The organism is Kribbella sp. CWNU-51 (assembly GCF_054073265.1).
On the sequence record NZ_JBSXMZ010000040.1, the window covers coordinates 120,609 to 137,915 of the forward strand.

The window sequence follows — 17,307 nt, forward strand, 5'->3', positions numbered from 1 at the left end:
TCAGAGAGAGGTGATGGTCACGCCGAGGGACCGCATGTTCCGGGTCCAGGTCTCCAGCGTCAGCAACTGCCAGATCTGCTTGGAGTAGTCCTCGCGCCCGGCCCGCTCGTCGTCGACCAGCCGCTGTACGGCGCTCTGCCGCAGGAACCCGCTGCCGACGAGCTCGCCCCGCACCAGGGTGTCGTCGACCAGTTCGCGCAGGTCGTTGCGGATCCACGCCCGCAGCGGCGCGCTGAACGACGCCTTCGGCCGGTAGATGATCTCCTTCGGCAACCAGGCCTCGGCCGCCTTCTTCAGCGCGAGCTTGCTCACCCGCCGGTGGATCTTCTCGCTGCCCGGGATCGAGAACGCCGCCCGCGCGACGATCGGGTCCACGAACGGCGTCCGGACCTCGGTCGACGCGGCCATGCTGGACCGGTCGGTGTAGGCCAGGTTGAGCCCGGGCAGGAACATCCGCGAGTCGGCCAGGCACATCCGGTTCACGTGATCGTCGAGCGTGGTGTCGTGGTAGATGTCGCTGTGCTCGGCGAGCAGCTTCCCGACGTACGGCTCCAGGTCCGGACTGATCAGACCGGTCAGCTGGTCCCCGTCGTACATCGTGTAGCTGCGCCGGAACGCCGTCTCCTCGGACAGGTTCGCGAACGTCTCGAACCGCTTCGCCCAGCGCGCGTAGCGCAGGCCGCGACCGTTCACGGTCACCGGCAGCCGCCGGACCGTGGGTCCGATGAGGCCGTTGCGCAGTACGCCGGGAAGCCGCTGGTACTGCGCTCCCATCACGCACGCGAGGTGTTTGCGATAGCCGCCGAACAGCTCGTCGGCGCCCATCCCGGAGAGCAGGACCTTGACGCCGGCGTCGCGGGCGGTGTCGCACATCAGCAGCGTGTTGATCGCGGCCGGGTCACCGATCGGCTCGTCCAGGATGTCGACGATCCGCGGCAGCAGTTCGACCACGTCCGGGGCGATCTCGATCTCGTGCAGGTCGATGCCGAACTGCTGGGCCACCTTGCGGGCGTAGATCGCGTCGTCGGGCATCGCCTCGAGCCGCTGGTCCTGCGCGCGGAAGGTGATCGTGTACGAGTCGACACTCGGATCGAGCCGCTTCGCCAGCACGGTGACCAGGCTGGAGTCGAGACCGCCGCTGAGGAACGTGGACACGGGTACGTCGGCGACCATGTGAGCGGCGACGGATTCCTCGATCACCGTACGCAGGTCGGCACGCGGGCCGGCCGCTGCCTCGGTCGCGACGTCGGTCACGCGCCAGTACGTCTCGTTCCGGCTACTGCCGTCCGGCCGGAACTCGGCCCACGAACCCGGCGGCAGCTTGTCCACGCCCTCGATCGAGCAGCGCTGCTCGGGCAGCCAGTAGTAGAGCATCGACGCGACCAGCGCGCCGGGCTCGGTGCGGAGCTCCGGTCCGATCGCGGCGACCAGCGCCTTCAGCTCGGACGCGAAGATCACGCCGCCCTCGCGGCGGAGGAAGTACAGCGGCTTGATGCCGAGCGGGTCGCGGGCCAGGTACATGCTGCCGCTGTCCTCGTCGAGCATCGCGAACGCGAACATGCCGCGGAACCGCCGGAGCGCGTCCGGGCCCCACCGTCGCCAGGCCTCCAGCACCACCTCGGTGTCGCCGTTGGTCCGGAACGCGACGCCGGCCCTGGACAGCTCGGCCCGCAGTTCCTTGTAGTTGTAGAGCTCGCCGTTGTAGCAGATCGTCAGGCCGCGCTTGCTGAACGGCTGGTCCGCTTCCGACGAGAGGTCGATGATCGACAACCGGCGGTGCGCCAGGTACGCGCGAACGTCGCCGTCGTCGAACGGGTACACCGCCGAGGCGTCCGGACCGCGGTGCGCGATCCGGTCGCTCATCGTCTCGGCGAGGGCGAACCCGTCGCGCTGCTGGTAGCAGCCGGCGATGCCGCACACCTCAGGACCCCGTGGCCCGGGCGACGTCGCCGACGTGGCTGACGTGACCGGTGAGCTGGTCGTACACCTCGAGGTAGGCCTTGCGCTGGTGGTTCCAGGCGAGCACCCGCTCGACCCGCTCGCGACCCAGTTTGCCCATCCGGCGGCGCCGTACCTCGTCGTCGAGCAGGTCGACGATCGCCTGGCCGTACTGTGCGACGTCGTTGGGCTCGACGTACACGGCGGCGTCCTCGGCCGACACCTTGGTCTCGATCAGGTCGAAGGCGACGACCGGGAGCTCGAAGGCCATGTACTCCATCGTCTTGTTCATCGTCGACACGTCGTTGAGCGGATTCTTCGGATCCGGCGACAGGCCGAGGTCGGCGGTCGACATCACCGCGCGGACGGTCTCGTCCGGCACCCGGCCGGTGAACTCGACGTGGTCGCCGAGACCGAGCTCGTCGCGCAGCGCCACGACGTCGTCGAAGGAGTCACCGCCACCCATCAGCGTGAACGCGACGTCGGTCCGGCCGAGCTTGTTCACGATGTGATCGGCCGCGCGGACGACGATGTCGACGCCGTCCTGCGGTCCCATCACGCCGATGTAGGTGACCAGGTAGCGGTGCCCGCGGCGGAGCGACTCGTCCGCTCCGCCGCGGCGCAACTTGTCCGGGTCCGGCCCGGTGCGGACCACGGTCACGTCGTGGTTCGCCTTGCCGCTGCGGGTGATCGCGATCCGCCGGTACGAGTCGTTCGTCGAGATGACGTGATCGGCCTTGAGGTGCGTCATCCGCTCGAGGAACCGCAATCCCTTGTACGGCAGGCTCGTCGTACCGCCGAAGCGGGACTGGAACAGCTCCGGGCACAGGTCGTGGTGGTCGAAGACGAACTTGGTCCCGTCCAGCCGGCGCAGCAGCATCGCGATCGGCCAGAAGATGTCAGGGGGGTTGCACGCCTGCATGACCTGGAACTTGCCGGCCTTGCGGGCCCGCAGCACCAGCCGCAGCGTCATCAGGAACGAGTAGGCGTACTCGGTGACGAAACCGAGCTTGCTGCCGCCCGGCGCGTAGGCCTTGTACTGGTGCACGGTCACGCCGTCGATGACCTGGTACGACGGGTCGCCCGGACCCTTCGGGCACACGACGGTCACGTCGTACCCGGAGGCCACCAGGGCCTTGCACTCCAGCCAGACCCGGCGGTCGAACGGGACCCAGAGGTTCTGGATGATGATCAGGACGCGCGGACCGTTCACCAGCCCACTCCTTCGTATCCGGGCAGCGCCTCGACGGCGTCGCCGAGCCGGCCGCTCAGGTCGATGGTGCGGGCCGGCGGCGAGCTGAGCAGGGCGTTCACGGCCGCGCTGTCGGTGGCCGAGACGATGGCCAGATCGGCACCCTCGAGGGCTGCCGCCGGGTCGTCGGTGAGCACCCGTTGCAGGTGCGGAAGCTTGGACGTGACGTGCCGCAGGTTCGCGCCGACCAGGCGGCTCGGGTTCACGATCGCGTCGTAGATGCGCAGGTTGTAGCCCTTGCCGAGCAGCCGCTCGGCCAGCTCGACGTTCGGACTCTCCCGCAGGTCGTCGGTGGCGTGCTTGAAGCTCAGGCCGAGCAGCGCGATCTCGCGGCCCGGACCGGCCACGACCCGGTCGACGACGTCGCTCACGGCCCGCTCGTTGGTGGCCAGCGTGCCGGCCAGCAGCGGCAGGTCGGTGTTGTTGACCCGGGCCAGGTGCAGCACCGAGCGCAGGTCCTTGGGCAGGCACGAGCCGCCGAACGCGAAGCCGGGCTTGAGGTAGTACGGCGAGATGTTCAGGCTGGTGTCCTGGACGAAGATCCGCATCACCTCACGCGAATCGACGCCGTAGTGCCGGAAGATCCGGCCCATCTCGTTGGCGAACGAGACCTTGGTCGCGTGGAACGCGTTGCAGGCGTACTTGAGCGCCTCCGCGGTCCGGACGTCGACAATCTGAACGTCGACGCCGAGGAATCCGAACAGGTCGGCCAGAGCGGTACCGACCGTCGGGTTCCGGGTGCCGACCACCACGAACGGCGGGTCGTAGAAGTCCGCCAGGCCCGATCCCTCGCGGAGGAACTCCGGCGTCATCGCCGTACCGAAGGAGAGACCCTCTGGCGGCGGTACGTCGGCCAGTACCTGTTCGACCACCTCGTCGACCGTGCCCGGCGGGACCGTGCTGCGGACCACGATGCTGTGGAACCCGGAGACCGGCGGGTTCACGACCTGCGCGGCTTCCGCGATGTCGCGGACCGCGCGCCGGATGTAGGTGAGATCAGTACTGCCGGCCGGCGTCGACGGTGTCCCCACACAGATCAACGAGACGTCGGCGCGCTCCAGCGCCAGCCGCGGATCGGTGGTCGCGTGCAATCTGCCCGCGGAGACCCCCTCCGCCACCAGCTCGTCCAGGCCGGGTTCGACCACCGGGCTGTGTCCCTCTGTGATCGGACCGACCTTCGCAGTGTCGACATCGACCCCCCAGACGTCGTGGCCGTTGGCGGCCAGGCACGCGGCCGTCACCGAACCCACATAGCCCAAGCCGAATACGGCAACCTTCATAACGCCCCCCACAGGCTCATGACGCAGGCATCCCCCACGTACGTCAGCGCACAGGAGAGCGCGCAAGCCGGTGCGCTGATACATGCCTGTGGAAAATCGGTTCGAGGAAATTGCGCGGAACGTATCCTGAGTCACGCAACGTGTTCGGCGCCCGAGACATCGGAGTAACCATGGAAGCCCTCTACGACCTGCCCTCCGGAGACCGGGTCCGGGTCATCGACACCGCCACCGTCGGCCAGAGCCTCGCGCGGATCCTTCAGCTCTACCGTGAAGGCGCCACCGAGCCGGTCTTCTTCGGCGACCAGCCCCGCCCCGAAGGCGTCGTCATCTCCTTCGACCAATGGGCGGAGTACGAAACCCTCAAGGAAGACGCCGAAAACGACCGCCGCAGAGAACAAGTCGTCCGGGAGCGGCTGGCGACCGCCGGGCCGGAAGACTGGGTGTCGTTCGAGGATGCCGCCCGCGAGGGTGGCTGGGACCTCGACGTCGAGTCGGATGACGACACGAATGGCGGGTCGACCCCGGGCCGCGCTTGATGGGCTACCACCTGATCCTCCACGAGGATCTCCGGGCGCAGATCAATGCTCTGAGCGAGGAGCGCAAGCGTAACCCCGGCGGCGAGGCGGCCAAGGAGTACGTCGCGGTGATCAAGGGGCTGAAGGCACTCAAGGACGGCAGGGAGACCGACTACCAGGGAAAGCAGCTCGGCTACGGTCCGGGTTCGCACGACCTCCGCGACTGTGCGGAACTCAAGGTTCCGGTGGTGAACGAGTTCACGCCTGGCGGCTTCCCTCGAGGTCCGTCACACCGGCTCACCTACCGGGAATTCGAGCCTCTTCCGCGGGTTGAGGACGGCCGGGTGGTCAATGATCCGGACGCCATGGCGTACCGGCAGGTGGTGGCCTTCGCCCACCGTCGCGACGATCCGGCCGCGATCACCGGGCAGCGATTGGGGCGGGAGCGGGGGATGCCCCAGCGGGAGTTCCATGGGTTGACTGGGGGTGGGCGGCCGGAGGTAGGGCGACAGCGGGAAGGGGGCGCAGACGACGCCGCATCGGATTCCGGTGCCGCCGGATCTGATTCGGCAGGCGGCGATTCTGCGGGACAGCCCGCCGGCCGGCACACGCCCCGCGCCGCGGCCAGCGCCTCAGGCGGAGCTCGATCGCCAGTCCGCCCCCGGACCTTCCCAGTCCCAGGAGCGCTGACTCCGCCTCCGTGACCCTCACCCCGGCCCCGGACAGCACGTTGTGCACGGGTCAACCACTGGGACGCCGCCGCGGTGGTTGGGCGGTGCACAAAGTGGCGCCATGCCGGGAGGGGTGAAGGCTCCTTCCACGCTCGAATCCGAATTGGCTGTATCAAGTGCCCCGCCGGTTGATCTGTATTGGTCGACAGGGGAGTGCTGGGGTGAGGGAGCGACGGATGAGAGTTCTGGTCACCGGGGATCGGGGTTACATCGGGGCCGTGATGGTGCCGTTCCTGCGGGATGCTGGGCATCAGGTGGACGGGTTGGACACCGGGTTGTACGAGGGGTGCGACCTGCTGGGGGGCCCGGATCCGATCGGGCGCCGCAAGCCGCGGGACATGCGGGACGTGACGGCGGAGGAGCTCGAGGGGTACGACGCGGTGGTCTGTCTGGCCGCGCTGTCGAACGACCCGCTCGGCAACCTCGACAAGGCCGCGACGTACTCGGTGAATCTGGAGGGCACGCTGAACGTCGCGCGCGCCGCCAAGGACGCCGGCATCGAGCGGTTCCTGTTCGCGTCGTCCTGCAGCCTGTACGGCGCGGCCGGCTCCGAAGCCGTCGCCGAGGACGCCGAGATGTTCCCGGTCACGCCGTACGGCGAGACCAAGGCGCTGGCCGAGCAGGAGCTGGCGAAACTTGCCGACGACACCTTCAGCCCGGCGTACCTGCGCAACGCCACCGCGTACGGCGCCTCGACCCGGCTGCGGCTCGACATCGTGGTGAACAACCTGACCGCGATCGCGATGACCAGCGGTCAGGTCCGGCTGGAGAGCGACGGCACGCCGTGGCGCCCGCTGGTCCACATCGAGGACATCAGCCGGGCGTTCCTGACCGTGCTCGAGTCGCCACGGGAAGTGATCCACGACCAGGCGTTCAACGTCGGCCGGTCCGAGGACGTCGTCCAGGTCCGCGACATCGCCGAGATGGTCCGCGAGGCGGTGCCCGGCTCGACGCTGTCGATCGCCGACGGCGCCGGCCCGGACCTGCGCAACTACAAGGTCGACTTCAGCAAGCTCAACGACACCTTCCCGCAACTGCAACTGCAGTGGACGGTTCGCAAGGGCGTCGACGAGCTGTACAACGCCTACCAGCGACACGGCCTGACGCTCGACGACTTCAACTCCGCCCAGTTCGTCCGGCTGCGGCGGATCCAGCAACTGCTCGGCGCGGGCCTGGTCGACGACCAGCTGCGCCGGCAGACCGACGACCAGTTCCCCGGTCCTGGGGACGCTCTCTTCTTTGAAAACAACTCAGCCGAGGAGAAGCACTGATGGGGGAATCAGTCGCCTGCCGCATCTGCGGGGCAGAACTGACGCGGACGTTCGTCGACCTGGGGATGTCGCCGCCGTGCGAGAGCTACCTGCGCGCCGACCAGCTGGACAGTGGTGAGACGTTCTACCCGCTGCACGTCCGGATCTGTGACAACTGCCTGCTGGTCCAGCTGCCGGCCTACGTCGCGGCCGACGACGTGTTCAGCGACTACCTGTACTTCTCGTCGTACTCGACCAGCTGGGTGGAGCACGCCCGCCGGTTCGTCGTCGACATGCAGGAGCGGTTCGACCTGGGCGCCGAGAGCCTGATCGTCGAGGCGGCCAGCAACGACGGCTACCTGCTGCAGCACGCGACTGCACTCGGCATCCCGGTGCTCGGCATCGAGCCGGCCGCGAACATCGCCGAGATCGCCAACGAGAAGGGCATCCGGACCGAGAGCTACTTCCTCGGCGAGGAGACCGGCAAGGACGCGGCGTCCCGGCACGGGCAGGCGGACCTTGTCGTCGGCAACAACGTGTTCGCGCACGTGCCGGACATCGTCGACTTCGCCAAGGGCCTGCGCGCGCTGGTGAAGGACGACGGCCTGGTGTCGCTGGAGTTCCCGCATCTGCTCCGGCTGATCGAGCGTCGTCAGTACGACACGATCTACCACGAGCACTACCAGTACCTGACCCTGAAGACCGCCGCGCTGGCGCTGGAGAAGGCCGGCCTGACGGTGGTCGACGTCCAGGAACTGGCCAGCCACGGCGGGTCCCTGCGGGTGATGTCGACGCCGATCGAGACCGCGGGGGAGCCGTCCGAGCTGGTCGGCAAGGTCCTGAAGGACGAGGAGGACGCCGGCCTGCACACGGTCGAGGGCCACATGGGCTTCGCCAAGGAGGTCTTCACGATCAAGGCCGAGCTGCTCGAGTTCCTGATCCAGGCCCAGCGCGACGGCAAGACGGTCGCCGGGTACGGCGCACCCGGCAAGGGCAACACGCTGCTGAACCACTGCGGCATCCGCGAGGACCTGCTGACGTACACGGTGGACCGCAGCCCGCACAAGCACGGCATGTTCTTGCCGGGCACGCACATCCCGATCTTCGCCCCGGAGCGCCTCGCCGAGACGCGCCCCGACTACATCGTGATCCTGCCGTGGAACCTGCGGGAGGAGATCGTCCATCAGCTCGGCTACGCACGGGAGTGGGGCGCGAAGTTCGTCGTCCCCATCCCCCGTCTCGAACTGATCTGAATCGTGTTAGGGATCTGAAAACGCGTTGGGGGGAAGGGAAGTCAAATGAAGGTCGTGATCTTCTGTGGGGGGTTCGGGCTGCGGATGCGCAGTGGGGTGGACTCCGCACCGAAACCGATGATGACGATCGGCGACCGGCCGGTCCTGTGGCATGTGATGCGGTACTACGCACACTTCGGCCACACCGAGTTCATCCTGTGCCTGGGCTTCGGGGGGTCCGCGGTCAAGGAGTACTTCCTGCGCTACGAGGAGACGGTGTCCAACGACTTCGTCATGTCGAAGGGCGGGCAGCGGATCCAGCTGCTCGACTCCGACATCAGCGAGTGGAAGATCACCTTCGTCGACACCGGGATCGACACCAGCATCGGTGAGCGGCTCCGCCGGGTCCGTCCGTACCTGGAGGACGACGACGCCTTCCTGGCGAACTACGGCGACGTGCTGACCGACGCACCGATGGACAAGATCGTCGATCACGTGATGACCAGCGACATCACCGCCAGCCTGCTCGCGGTACCGCCGCAGGCGTCCTTCCACGTGGTCGAGTTCGGCACCGACGCCCGGATCACCGGGCTGCGGTCGGCCGCCGACCTGAACGTGTGGATCAACGGCGGCTACTTCGTGATCAAGAAGGAGATCTTCGACGTCCTGCACGAGGACGAGGATCTGGTCGGCGACGCGTTCCCGCGGCTGTCCGCGATGCGCAGGCTGGAGGCGATCCCGCACCACGGGTTCTGGGCGCCGATGGACACGCTCAAGGAGCGCAGCCAGCTGGAGGAGCTGTACCGGTCCGGCAAGAAGCCGTGGGCGCTGTGGAGCCACGAGGCCCGCGAGCAGCAGAGCCAGGTGTTCGACAAGGCAACCGGCGGATCGGCCGACGGGCCGGTAGTGGTGGCGATCTGATGCTCCCGTTCCAGCTCGGCCTGATCGACGGGCCGGTCCACCTGGTTGCCCTCGGCGCCCATCCGGACGACATCGAGATCGGCTGCGGCGGCACGCTGCTCAAGCTGGCCGAGTCGGTGCCGGAGCTGACCGCCGAGTTCGTGATCGCGACCGGGACCTCGCTCCGGCTGGAGGAGGCCCGCCGCGCGGCGGAGCTGTTCCTGCCCGACTGCGAAGTGACCGTCACCTCGGCCGAGCTGCCGGACGGCCGGTTGCCGTCGTACTGGAACGAGACCAAAGAGTTGCTAGAGGCAACGGCTCGGGGCGCTAACACCGGTTCTGGGCGTCGTCCCGACCTGGTACTGGCGCCGAGCCGCACCGATGCGCACCAGGACCACCGGCTGATCGCCGAACTGGCGCCGACGGTGTGGCGCAACCAGCTGGTGCTGCACTACGAGATCCCCAAGTGGGACGGCGACATCAGCCGGCCGTGGCTGTACGTCGAACTGACCGAGGAGCAGCTGCGGGAGAAGGTCGCCCGGCTGCACAAGGCCTACCCGTCCCAGGTCCCGCACGACTGGTTCGACGAAGAGGTCTTCGCCGGGCTGGCCCGGCTGCGCGGGATGGAGTGCCGGGCGAAGTACGCCGAAGCGTTCACCACGGCCAAGGCGATGTTGACATGGTGACCGGAGGGGGAGCAGTGAGCTTCAAGTGTCGTGGGTGCGCGGGGGAGAACGTCGTACCGGTGGTGGACCTGGGTGCGCAGCCCTGTGCCGACTACTTCCCGACCGCGGACACGCCAGGGCCGGATCCGCGCTGGCCACTGGAGCTGTGGCTGTGCCGGGACTGCACGCTGGTCCAGCTCGGTCCGGTCGAGCCGCAGCTGCCTGAGCCGCCGCTGGCGGTCGAGTCGGCGACGAGCATCGCGCACGCCGAGTCGTCGGTGAAGGAACTGCTGCGGGACTACCCGGAGCTCGCCGGTGGAGTCGTGTTCGAGTTCGCCAGCCACCACGGTGGCTCCTGGCTCGAGCACCTGTACGCCGAGGGGTGCCGGCTGGCCGGTGACGGCGAACGGGCCGACCTGGTGGTCGACGTCCACGGCATCGCACACGAGCCGGCGGTTGGCGAGCTGATGCAGCTCCGGGCCGAGCGGCTCGCGCCCGGCGGCCTCCTGGTGCTGGAGTTCCACCACCTGTTGCCGTTGTTCATCGGCAACCAGTTCGACACCATCCGGCACGGTCACTGGTCCTACCTGTCGCTGCGGGCGGTGCAGCGGCTGGGTGCGCTCTACGGTCTGACCGTCGAGTCGGTCAAGCAGGTCGACATGTTCGGCGGCAGCCTGATGGTGATGCTCCGGCACACCGCGGACGCCGAGCCGGACCCGTCGGTCGACGTACTGCTCGAGGACGAGGACGCCGCGGGCATCGCCGACGAGGTGCAGCTGGCCAGTCTGCAAGAGGCTGCCTGGCACGCGGCCGGCGCGCTGCACGATGTGCTGACCCGTCACAAGGCCGCCGGCCGGACAGTGCTCGGGTACGGCGCCCCCTCGAAGGCGCCGGTGTTGCTGGACCTGAGCAAGGTCGGGACCGACCTGCTGCCGTTCACGGTCGACGCGGCGCCGGGCAAGCACGGACGCCGGATCCCCGGCGGCTGCGGCGTACCGATCCGGCCCATCGACGAACTGCGCGCGGCGCGGCCCGACGTCGTACTGATCCTGACCTGGGACATCGCCGACGAGGTGATCTCGCAGCTCGAGACCGGTGGTGGCTGGGGCGCGACGTACCTCGTCCCGCTGCCGGAGCCCCACGAGATGGGCCGCTGACAATGCGCGGAGTCCTGCGCCGCCTCACCTGGGGACTGGCTGATCAGGCTGTGACCAGCCTGGTCAGCTTCGTGGTGGGCATCGTCGTCGCCCGCGAGCTCGGAGCGCTGGAGTTCGGCGCGTTCAGCCTCGCGTGGGTGACGTACGGCGTGGTGGTCAACATCTCGCGTGGCCTGGGGACCGATCCGCTGGCCGTGCGCTTCAGCGGGGTCGAGCGACCGCTCTGGCGGACGGCGGTCGCGAGTTCGTCCGGGATGGCGATCGCGGTCGGCCTGATCCTCGGCGCGGCCTGTGCCGCTGTCGGTGCGCTGCTCGGTGGACACACGGGTGCGGGATTCATCGCCTTGGGCATCGTGCTGCCCGGACTGATGCTGCAGGACAGCTGGCGGTTCGCGTTCTTCACATCGGGGCAAGGCGGCAAGGCGTTCGTCAGCGACATCACCTGGGCCCTCGCCCTGGTGCCGCTGTTGTATCTGGCCTCGCAGGACGCGAGTGTGACCAGGTTCGTGCTGGCGTGGGGCGGGGCCGGAGCGTTCGCGGCGCTGGTGAGCGGGCTGCAGGCCGGCATCATGCCGCGAGTGTCGCGGGCGCTGCACTGGTTCCGGGACCACCGTGATCTCAGCGTGCGCTACCTGACCGAGAACCTGACCATCAGCGGCGCCTACCAGCTCCGGATGTACGGGCTCGGCGCGTTCGCCGGGGTCGCCGCGGTCGGCACGGTCCGCGGCGCCGAGATGCTGCTCGGACCGTTCTTCATCGTGCTGTCCGGCGTCGGCCTGGTCGCGGTGCCGGAGGCGGCGCGGGTGCTGCGGCGATCGATCCGGGCTTTGCCGATCTTCTGCCTGGCGCTCGGCGGCGCGCAGTTCGTCGCGGCGCTGGCCTGGGGGCTGGTACTGCTGGTCGCCTTGCCGGACGCCTGGGGGCACGCGCTGCTCGGTGAGGTCTGGCTGACCTCCTCAGCATTGTTGCTGCCGGCAACTCTGTCGGTGGCGAACGCCGGGTTCAACACCGGCGCCGCGGCCGGCCTGCGCGCGCTCGGGGTCGCCCGGCGCAGTCTGCGGGCGCAGCTGTGCGCCTCGGCGTTCTACTTGGTCGGCGGTGTTGCCGGCGGTGTGATCGGTGGCGCCAAGGGGTCGGCCTGGGGCGCCGCGTGCGCGACGTTCTGCGCCGCCTTCGTCTGGTGGTTCACGCTGCGGATCGGGGTCCGCGAACGCAAGCAGCTGGAAGCGGAGCTGAAGCCTGAGCCGGCCGCGGCGGTTGACCGGCAGGAGATGCCTGAAATGAGGAGCACATGAACGCGCAACCGCGGCTGAGTGTCGGCCTTCCGGTCTACAACGGCGAGAAGTACCTCACGGAGTCCCTGGACGCCCTGCTGGGGCAGAGCTACGGCGACTTCCACCTGATCATCTCCGACAACGCCTCGACCGACAGCACGGAGGAGATCTGCCGGGAGTACCTGGCCAAGGACTCGCGGATCAGCTACTTCAAACAGCCGGTCAACATCGGCGCCACCCCGAACCACAACTGGACGTTCGACCAGTCCAGCACCGAGCTGTTCAAGTGGGCGTCGTACGACGACCTCTACGGCCGGGACCTGCTGGCCCGCTGCATCGACGCGCTGGACGCCGACCCGTACCTGGTCCTCGCGCACGCCCACCAGGCGATCATCGACGGCAACGGCGACATCGTGCTGAAGGTCGACTACCCGCTGGACACCGCGAACCCGCACGCACCGGACCGGTTCCGCAGCCTGCTGTTCGACGTCGGCGGCGACGACTTCTACGGCGTGATGCGCTCCGACATCCTGCGCCGTACGCCGCTGAACGGCAGCTACCACCACTCGGACCGGACGATCATGGCCGAGCTGGCCCTGTACGGACGGTTCCACCAGGTGCCCGAGCTGCTCTTCTTCCGCCGCGATCACCCCGACCGGGCCGAGCGGGCCAAGCCGACCATCCGGTCCCGGTCGGCGAACATGGAGCCGCGGCGGGCGAGCCGGCTGCGGCATCCCACCGTCCGGCTGGTCTCGGAGTACATCGGCGGCTTCGTCGGCGGGATCCGGCGGGCGCCGCTGTCGTCGGCCGACCGGCGGGAGTGCTACGGCCATCTGACCCGCTGGCTGGCGAACCGCGCCGTACGCCGCTCGACGGGCCGGATCGAGGACAGCAAGCCGGCGACGCCGCCGACCGCGATCCCGGAGAGCTCCGGAGTCGTCCGGGGCCGGGAGGTCTCGTAGGCATGAACGACGCAGGCAGGCCGCGGGTCGCGTTCTTCGGCCTGCTGGGATCCGGCAACATCGGCAACCACGGCTCGCTCGATGCGATGCTCGCCTTCGTCCGGACCCGGCACCCGGAGGCCGAGATCAGCTGTGTGTGCGCCGGACCCGAGGTGTTCGAGCAGCAGTACGGCATTCCGTCGGTCGCCATCACCTGGTACCAGCAAAACGGCCCTGGCCGCTCCAGGCTCGACTCCGTTGCGCGCAAGGCGTTCGGCAAGGTGGCCGACCTGGTCCGGATGCCGCGGCTGCTCCGCCAATACGACGTGGTGATCGTGCCCGGTATGGGAGTGTTCGAGACCACGCTGGAGCTGCGGCCGTGGGGCTGGCCGTACGCACTGTTCCTGATGACGCTCTCGGCGCGGATGGCCGGCACGAAGACCGCGTTCGTCAACGTCGGCGCGAACGTGGCCCGCGAGCGGTCGCTGCGGTGGCTGTTCACCGGGGCCGCGCGACTTGCGTCGTACCGCTCCTACCGGGACGGGTACTCCCGGGACGCGATGCGGCAGATGGGTCTCGACACGAGTGGGGACGAGGTCTACCCGGACCTGGCCTTCGCGTTGCCCGAACCCGCCGAGCCGGCGCCGGCCGATGAGTCGCGGCGCACGGTCGGCCTCGGAGTGATGGCTTATCACGGCACCAACGCCGACCGGGCCCGGGCCGACGAGATCTACGCGGAGTACACCGCGAAGATCGTCGAGTTCGCCCGCTGGCTCGTCGACCAGGACTACCGGATCCGCCTCGTCATCGGCGACCCGAGCGACCTGTCGGCGGTCGAAGCGGTCCAGGACGACCTGCGGCAGACCCGGCCGGACCTGGCCGAGGATCGGTTGATCAGCGAGCCGGCCGATTCGCTCGGCGAACTGATGGAACAGCTCGCCGGAACCGACGTAGTGGTCGCCTCGCGCTATCACAACGTGTTGTCCGCGCTGAAGCTGTCGATACCGACCATCTCGATCAGCTATGGGACCAAGAGCGACCTGCTGATGGAGCAGATGCGGCTGGCCGAGTTCCGGCAGCCGATCCAAGGTCTCGACGTGGCGCGGCTCATCGATCAGTTCCGCGCGCTCGAGGCCCGGGCGGCCGCGGTCGTCCCAGCCATGCGTGCACGGAACGCAGAGTACGCCGAGGCACTCGAGCGGCAGTACGAAGTACTGTCCGCTGCGTTGTTCGGGGCCGATACGACGCCCCGCGCCGCGGTGGACATCGAACAGGGGGAATAGCGATGGACGTCATCGAGGTACCGGGAATCGCGGGTGCGCTGGTGTTCCGGCCGAGCCCGCACCGCGACGAGCGCGGGTTCTTCTCGCGCACCTTCGACCGTGATGTGGTGAAGGGGGCCGGCCTCGACCCGGACGCCTTCGTCCAGGACAGCATCTCCCGCTCGCGGCGTGGCGTCGTCCGCGGGATGCACATCCGCGCGGGCGCGGGCGAGGCCAAGCTCGTCCGCTGTTCGTACGGCGAGGTGTTCGATGTCGTGATCGACCTGCGCCCGGGCTCACCGACGTACCGGAACCGTGAGGTCTTCGACCTGACCGGCGACAACCAGGTGACGGTCTACGTCCCGGCCGGGTGTGCGCACGGGTTCCAGGCGCTCACCGAGCCGGCCGACGTGTCGTACCGGATCGACCGGGCCCACGACCCGTCCGAGGACGTCTCGATCGCGTTCGACGATCCGGACCTCGACATTCCCTGGCCGCTGCCGGTCACGCTGATGTCCGACCGGGACAAGGCGGCTCCATCCCTCGCCCTGGCCACCGCGAGGCTGTCATGACCACGTCGTTCGGCAACTCGGTCGCGGCCAACAAGCGGCTGCAGGACCTGATCCCCGGCGGCGCGCACACCTACGCCAAGGGCGAGGACCAGTATCCGGAGGACATGGCGCCGGTGATCTCGCACGGCGCGGGCGCGCACGTCTGGGATGTCGACGGCAACGAGTACATCGAGTACGGCTCCGGCCTGCGTGCGGTCAGCCTGGGGCACGCGCACCCGAAGGTGATCGAGGCGGTCCGGCGCGAGCTGGACCGCGGCAGCAACTTCGTCCGCCCGAGCATCATCGAGCTCGATGCGGCCGAACGGTTCCTCGCCACGGTCCCGACGGCCGAGATGGTGAAGTTCGCGAAGAACGGCTCGGACGCCACCTCCGCCGCGGTCAAGCTGGCCCGCGCGGTCACCGGCCGGCCGCTGATCGCGCTCTGCTCCGACCACGCGTTCTTCTCGATCGACGACTGGTTCATCGCCCGGACGCCGATGTCAGCCGGCATCCCCGGCGAGATCGGCGAGCTGACGATCGGCTTCCCGTACGGCGATCTGGCCGCGACCGAGGAACTGCTCACCCAGCACGAGGGCCAGGTCGCCTGCCTGATCCTCGAGGCGGCGACCCAGCACGACCCGCCGGCCGGGTACCTCGAAGGCCTGCGCGACCTGGCCCACCGCCACGGCGCGCTGCTGATCTTCGACGAGATGATCACCGGCTTCCGCTTCTCGGCTTCCGGCGCACAGGGCCTGTACGGCGTGGCGCCGGACCTCTCCACTTTCGGCAAGGCACTCGGCAACGGGTTCGCCGTGTCGGCGCTGGCGGGTCGGCGCGAGCTGATGGAGCGCGGGGGACTGCGGGACAACCATGAGCGGGTGTTCCTGCTCAGCACGACCCATGGCGCCGAGACGCATGCCCTGGCGGCCGCGATCGCCACCATGAACGTCTACGAGGAGGAAGGCATCTCGGCTCGCCTGCACGAGCTGGGTGACAAGCTCGCCGCCGGCGTCCGCGAGGTCGCCGCCGCGGCTGGGGTCCAGGATCACGTCCTCGTCCGCGGCCGGGCCAGCAACATGGTTTTCGCGACGCTCGACGAGACCTTGACGCCGTCGCAGCCGTACCGCACGCTCTTCCTCCGGGAACTAATCCTCGGCGGCGTCATCGGCCCGTCGTTCGTGGTGAGCGCGGCCCTCACCGACGAGGACATCGCCCGGACGGTGGAGGTCGTCGCCGGAGCGTGCGCGGTCTACCGCGAGGCACTCGACACCGGCGACCCGAAGGGATGGATGGGCGGCCGCCCGGTCAAACCGGTCTTCCGCCGTTACACGTAACGGCTATACATAGACACGACGCGCTGGGGGGCGCGCCCGCCGATGACCTCTCGAGGCAGCCGGCTGGGGTACGGGGACTTGGTCCGAGCCGGTAAGGAGCCGGTTCGACGAGAGGGGGGTTCATCATGCATTCCATCTATGTCGACGCCGAGTTCGGCGACGACGAACGCAGGCAGAAGCTGTACGCCGGCGACCTGTTCGTCTACTCGCCGCGGCCGTCCACGCTGGCGCTGACGGAGTTCGCGGCCGCGATGGCCCGGGAGGCCTTCGCGCCGCTCGATCCGGAGACGGCGCAGTTCGAGATGGCCGTCGAGGACTACGCGGCGTTGCTGGCCGAGCTGAAGCCGGCGTTCATCCATCACCCGGAGTCGAAGCGGCTGATCCAGGAGATGCTGGCCGACTTCGGCTGCGACGAGGAGCAGACGTACTTCGACGTGCCGCGGATGCGGAGCTCGACGTCGAACGACTACCTCACCACCGGGATCGCGTTCGCGTTCCATCCGCACCGCGACACGTGGTACTCGGCGCCGCACTTCCAGCTCAACTGGTGGCTGCCGATCTTCGCGATCAGCGACGACAACGGGCTGGCCTTCCACCCGAGGTACTGGCAGACCCCGGTCCGGAACAGCTCCCGGGTCTACAACTACGCGGAGTGGAACGCGACGAGCCGGAAGATCGCCGCGACCCAGATCGGCACCGACACCCGGATCCAGCCGGTGCCGGAGGAGGAGGTCGAACTGGCGCCGCAGATCCGGCCGATCTGCAAGCCCGGCGGCATCATCCTGTTCTCCGGGGCCCAGTTGCACTCCAGCGTGCCGAACACATCGGGGCGGACCCGGTTCAGCATCGATCTGCGGACTGTACACCTGGGCGATGCCGTTGGGGGCCTGACCGCACCGAACATCGACTCGGAGTGCACCGGTACGACGATGGGCGACTACCTGCGGGTCAGCGACCTGGAGCACGTCCCGGCCGAGGTCGTCGACGCCTTCGACACTCCGAAGGTCGACGACGACGTCGCCTGA

The 17,307-nt window shown here is 68.7% G+C and carries 16 protein-coding genes; 13 read left to right on the forward strand and 3 right to left on the reverse strand.

Annotation, left to right across the window (positions count from 1 at the left end):
- From asnB to ACXC9Q_RS33065, 3 genes are read right to left on the reverse strand one after another with little or no spacing between them, the layout of a single operon-like run.
- The gene (asnB, locus tag ACXC9Q_RS33055) at positions 1-1,920 is read right to left on the reverse strand and encodes an asparagine synthase (glutamine-hydrolyzing) (protein ID WP_457060583.1); all 1,920 of its coding nucleotides are present in this window, start codon (positions 1,918-1,920) and stop codon (positions 1-3) included.
- Between the two features lies 1 nt (position 1,921).
- On the reverse strand, positions 1,922-3,151 hold the full coding sequence (locus tag ACXC9Q_RS33060; RefSeq protein ID WP_457060584.1) for a glycosyltransferase family 4 protein: 1,230 nt from the start codon (positions 3,149-3,151) through the stop codon (positions 1,922-1,924).
- A complete protein-coding gene (locus tag ACXC9Q_RS33065; protein WP_457060585.1) occupies positions 3,148-4,470 on the reverse strand; it encodes a UDP-glucose dehydrogenase family protein in 1,323 nt (440 codons plus the stop codon). Before ACXC9Q_RS33065 ends, ACXC9Q_RS33060 begins: the two co-directional genes overlap by 4 nt.
- Positions 4,471-4,640: 170 nt before the next feature.
- Here ACXC9Q_RS33065 and ACXC9Q_RS33070 point away from each other — a divergent pair, with 170 nt between their 5' ends.
- The 13 genes from ACXC9Q_RS33070 (at position 4,641) to ACXC9Q_RS33130 (ending at position 17,307) form a co-directional block, all read left to right on the forward strand.
- Positions 4,641-5,006: a hypothetical protein gene (locus ACXC9Q_RS33070; protein WP_457060586.1), complete on the forward strand. Its 366-nt coding sequence runs from the start codon at positions 4,641-4,643 to the stop codon at positions 5,004-5,006.
- Positions 5,006-5,689, forward strand: coding sequence for a hypothetical protein (locus ACXC9Q_RS33075; protein WP_457060587.1), 684 nt, complete (start codon positions 5,006-5,008; stop codon positions 5,687-5,689). The genes ACXC9Q_RS33070 and ACXC9Q_RS33075 overlap by 1 nt, the downstream gene beginning before the upstream one ends.
- Positions 5,690-5,892: 203 nt before the next feature.
- The gene (locus ACXC9Q_RS33080; RefSeq protein WP_457060588.1) at positions 5,893-6,987 is read left to right on the forward strand and encodes an NAD-dependent epimerase/dehydratase family protein; all 1,095 of its coding nucleotides are present in this window, start codon (positions 5,893-5,895) and stop codon (positions 6,985-6,987) included.
- Entirely contained in the window at positions 6,987-8,219 is a 1,233-nt protein-coding gene (locus tag ACXC9Q_RS33085) for a class I SAM-dependent methyltransferase (RefSeq protein ID WP_457060589.1), read from the forward strand. Before ACXC9Q_RS33080 ends, ACXC9Q_RS33085 begins: the two co-directional genes overlap by 1 nt.
- 45 nt (positions 8,220-8,264) lie before the next feature.
- Positions 8,265-9,119 (forward strand): glycosyltransferase family protein, encoded by an 855-nt coding sequence (locus tag ACXC9Q_RS33090; RefSeq protein WP_328521970.1) that lies wholly within the window; start codon positions 8,265-8,267, stop codon positions 9,117-9,119.
- Positions 9,119-9,784, forward strand: coding sequence for a PIG-L deacetylase family protein (locus tag ACXC9Q_RS33095; protein WP_457060590.1), 666 nt, complete (start codon positions 9,119-9,121; stop codon positions 9,782-9,784). Before ACXC9Q_RS33090 ends, ACXC9Q_RS33095 begins: the two co-directional genes overlap by 1 nt.
- A gap of 14 nt (positions 9,785-9,798) precedes the next feature.
- Complete coding sequence (locus ACXC9Q_RS33100; protein ID WP_328521968.1) at positions 9,799-10,920, forward strand: class I SAM-dependent methyltransferase; 1,122 nt, start codon at positions 9,799-9,801, stop codon at positions 10,918-10,920.
- Between the two features lie 2 nt (positions 10,921-10,922).
- Positions 10,923-12,215, forward strand: a complete 1,293-nt coding sequence (locus ACXC9Q_RS33105; RefSeq protein WP_457060591.1) for a hypothetical protein — start codon at positions 10,923-10,925, stop codon at positions 12,213-12,215.
- On the forward strand, positions 12,212-13,156 hold the full coding sequence (locus ACXC9Q_RS33110; protein ID WP_457060592.1) for a glycosyltransferase family 2 protein: 945 nt from the start codon (positions 12,212-12,214) through the stop codon (positions 13,154-13,156). The genes ACXC9Q_RS33105 and ACXC9Q_RS33110 overlap by 4 nt, the downstream gene beginning before the upstream one ends.
- A gap of 2 nt (positions 13,157-13,158) precedes the next feature.
- Positions 13,159-14,418 carry a polysaccharide pyruvyl transferase family protein gene (locus tag ACXC9Q_RS33115; RefSeq protein WP_457060593.1) on the forward strand — a complete coding sequence of 420 codons (1,260 nt, stop codon included), beginning with the start codon at positions 13,159-13,161 and terminating at the stop codon, positions 14,416-14,418.
- A 2-nt stretch (positions 14,419-14,420) separates the two neighbouring features.
- Positions 14,421-14,969, forward strand: coding sequence for a dTDP-4-dehydrorhamnose 3,5-epimerase family protein (locus ACXC9Q_RS33120; RefSeq protein ID WP_328521964.1), 549 nt, complete (start codon positions 14,421-14,423; stop codon positions 14,967-14,969).
- Positions 14,966-16,282: a glutamate-1-semialdehyde 2,1-aminomutase gene (locus tag ACXC9Q_RS33125; protein WP_457060594.1), complete on the forward strand. Its 1,317-nt coding sequence runs from the start codon at positions 14,966-14,968 to the stop codon at positions 16,280-16,282. Before ACXC9Q_RS33120 ends, ACXC9Q_RS33125 begins: the two co-directional genes overlap by 4 nt.
- A gap of 125 nt (positions 16,283-16,407) precedes the next feature.
- Entirely contained in the window at positions 16,408-17,307 is a 900-nt protein-coding gene (locus tag ACXC9Q_RS33130; RefSeq protein WP_457060595.1) for a phytanoyl-CoA dioxygenase family protein, read from the forward strand.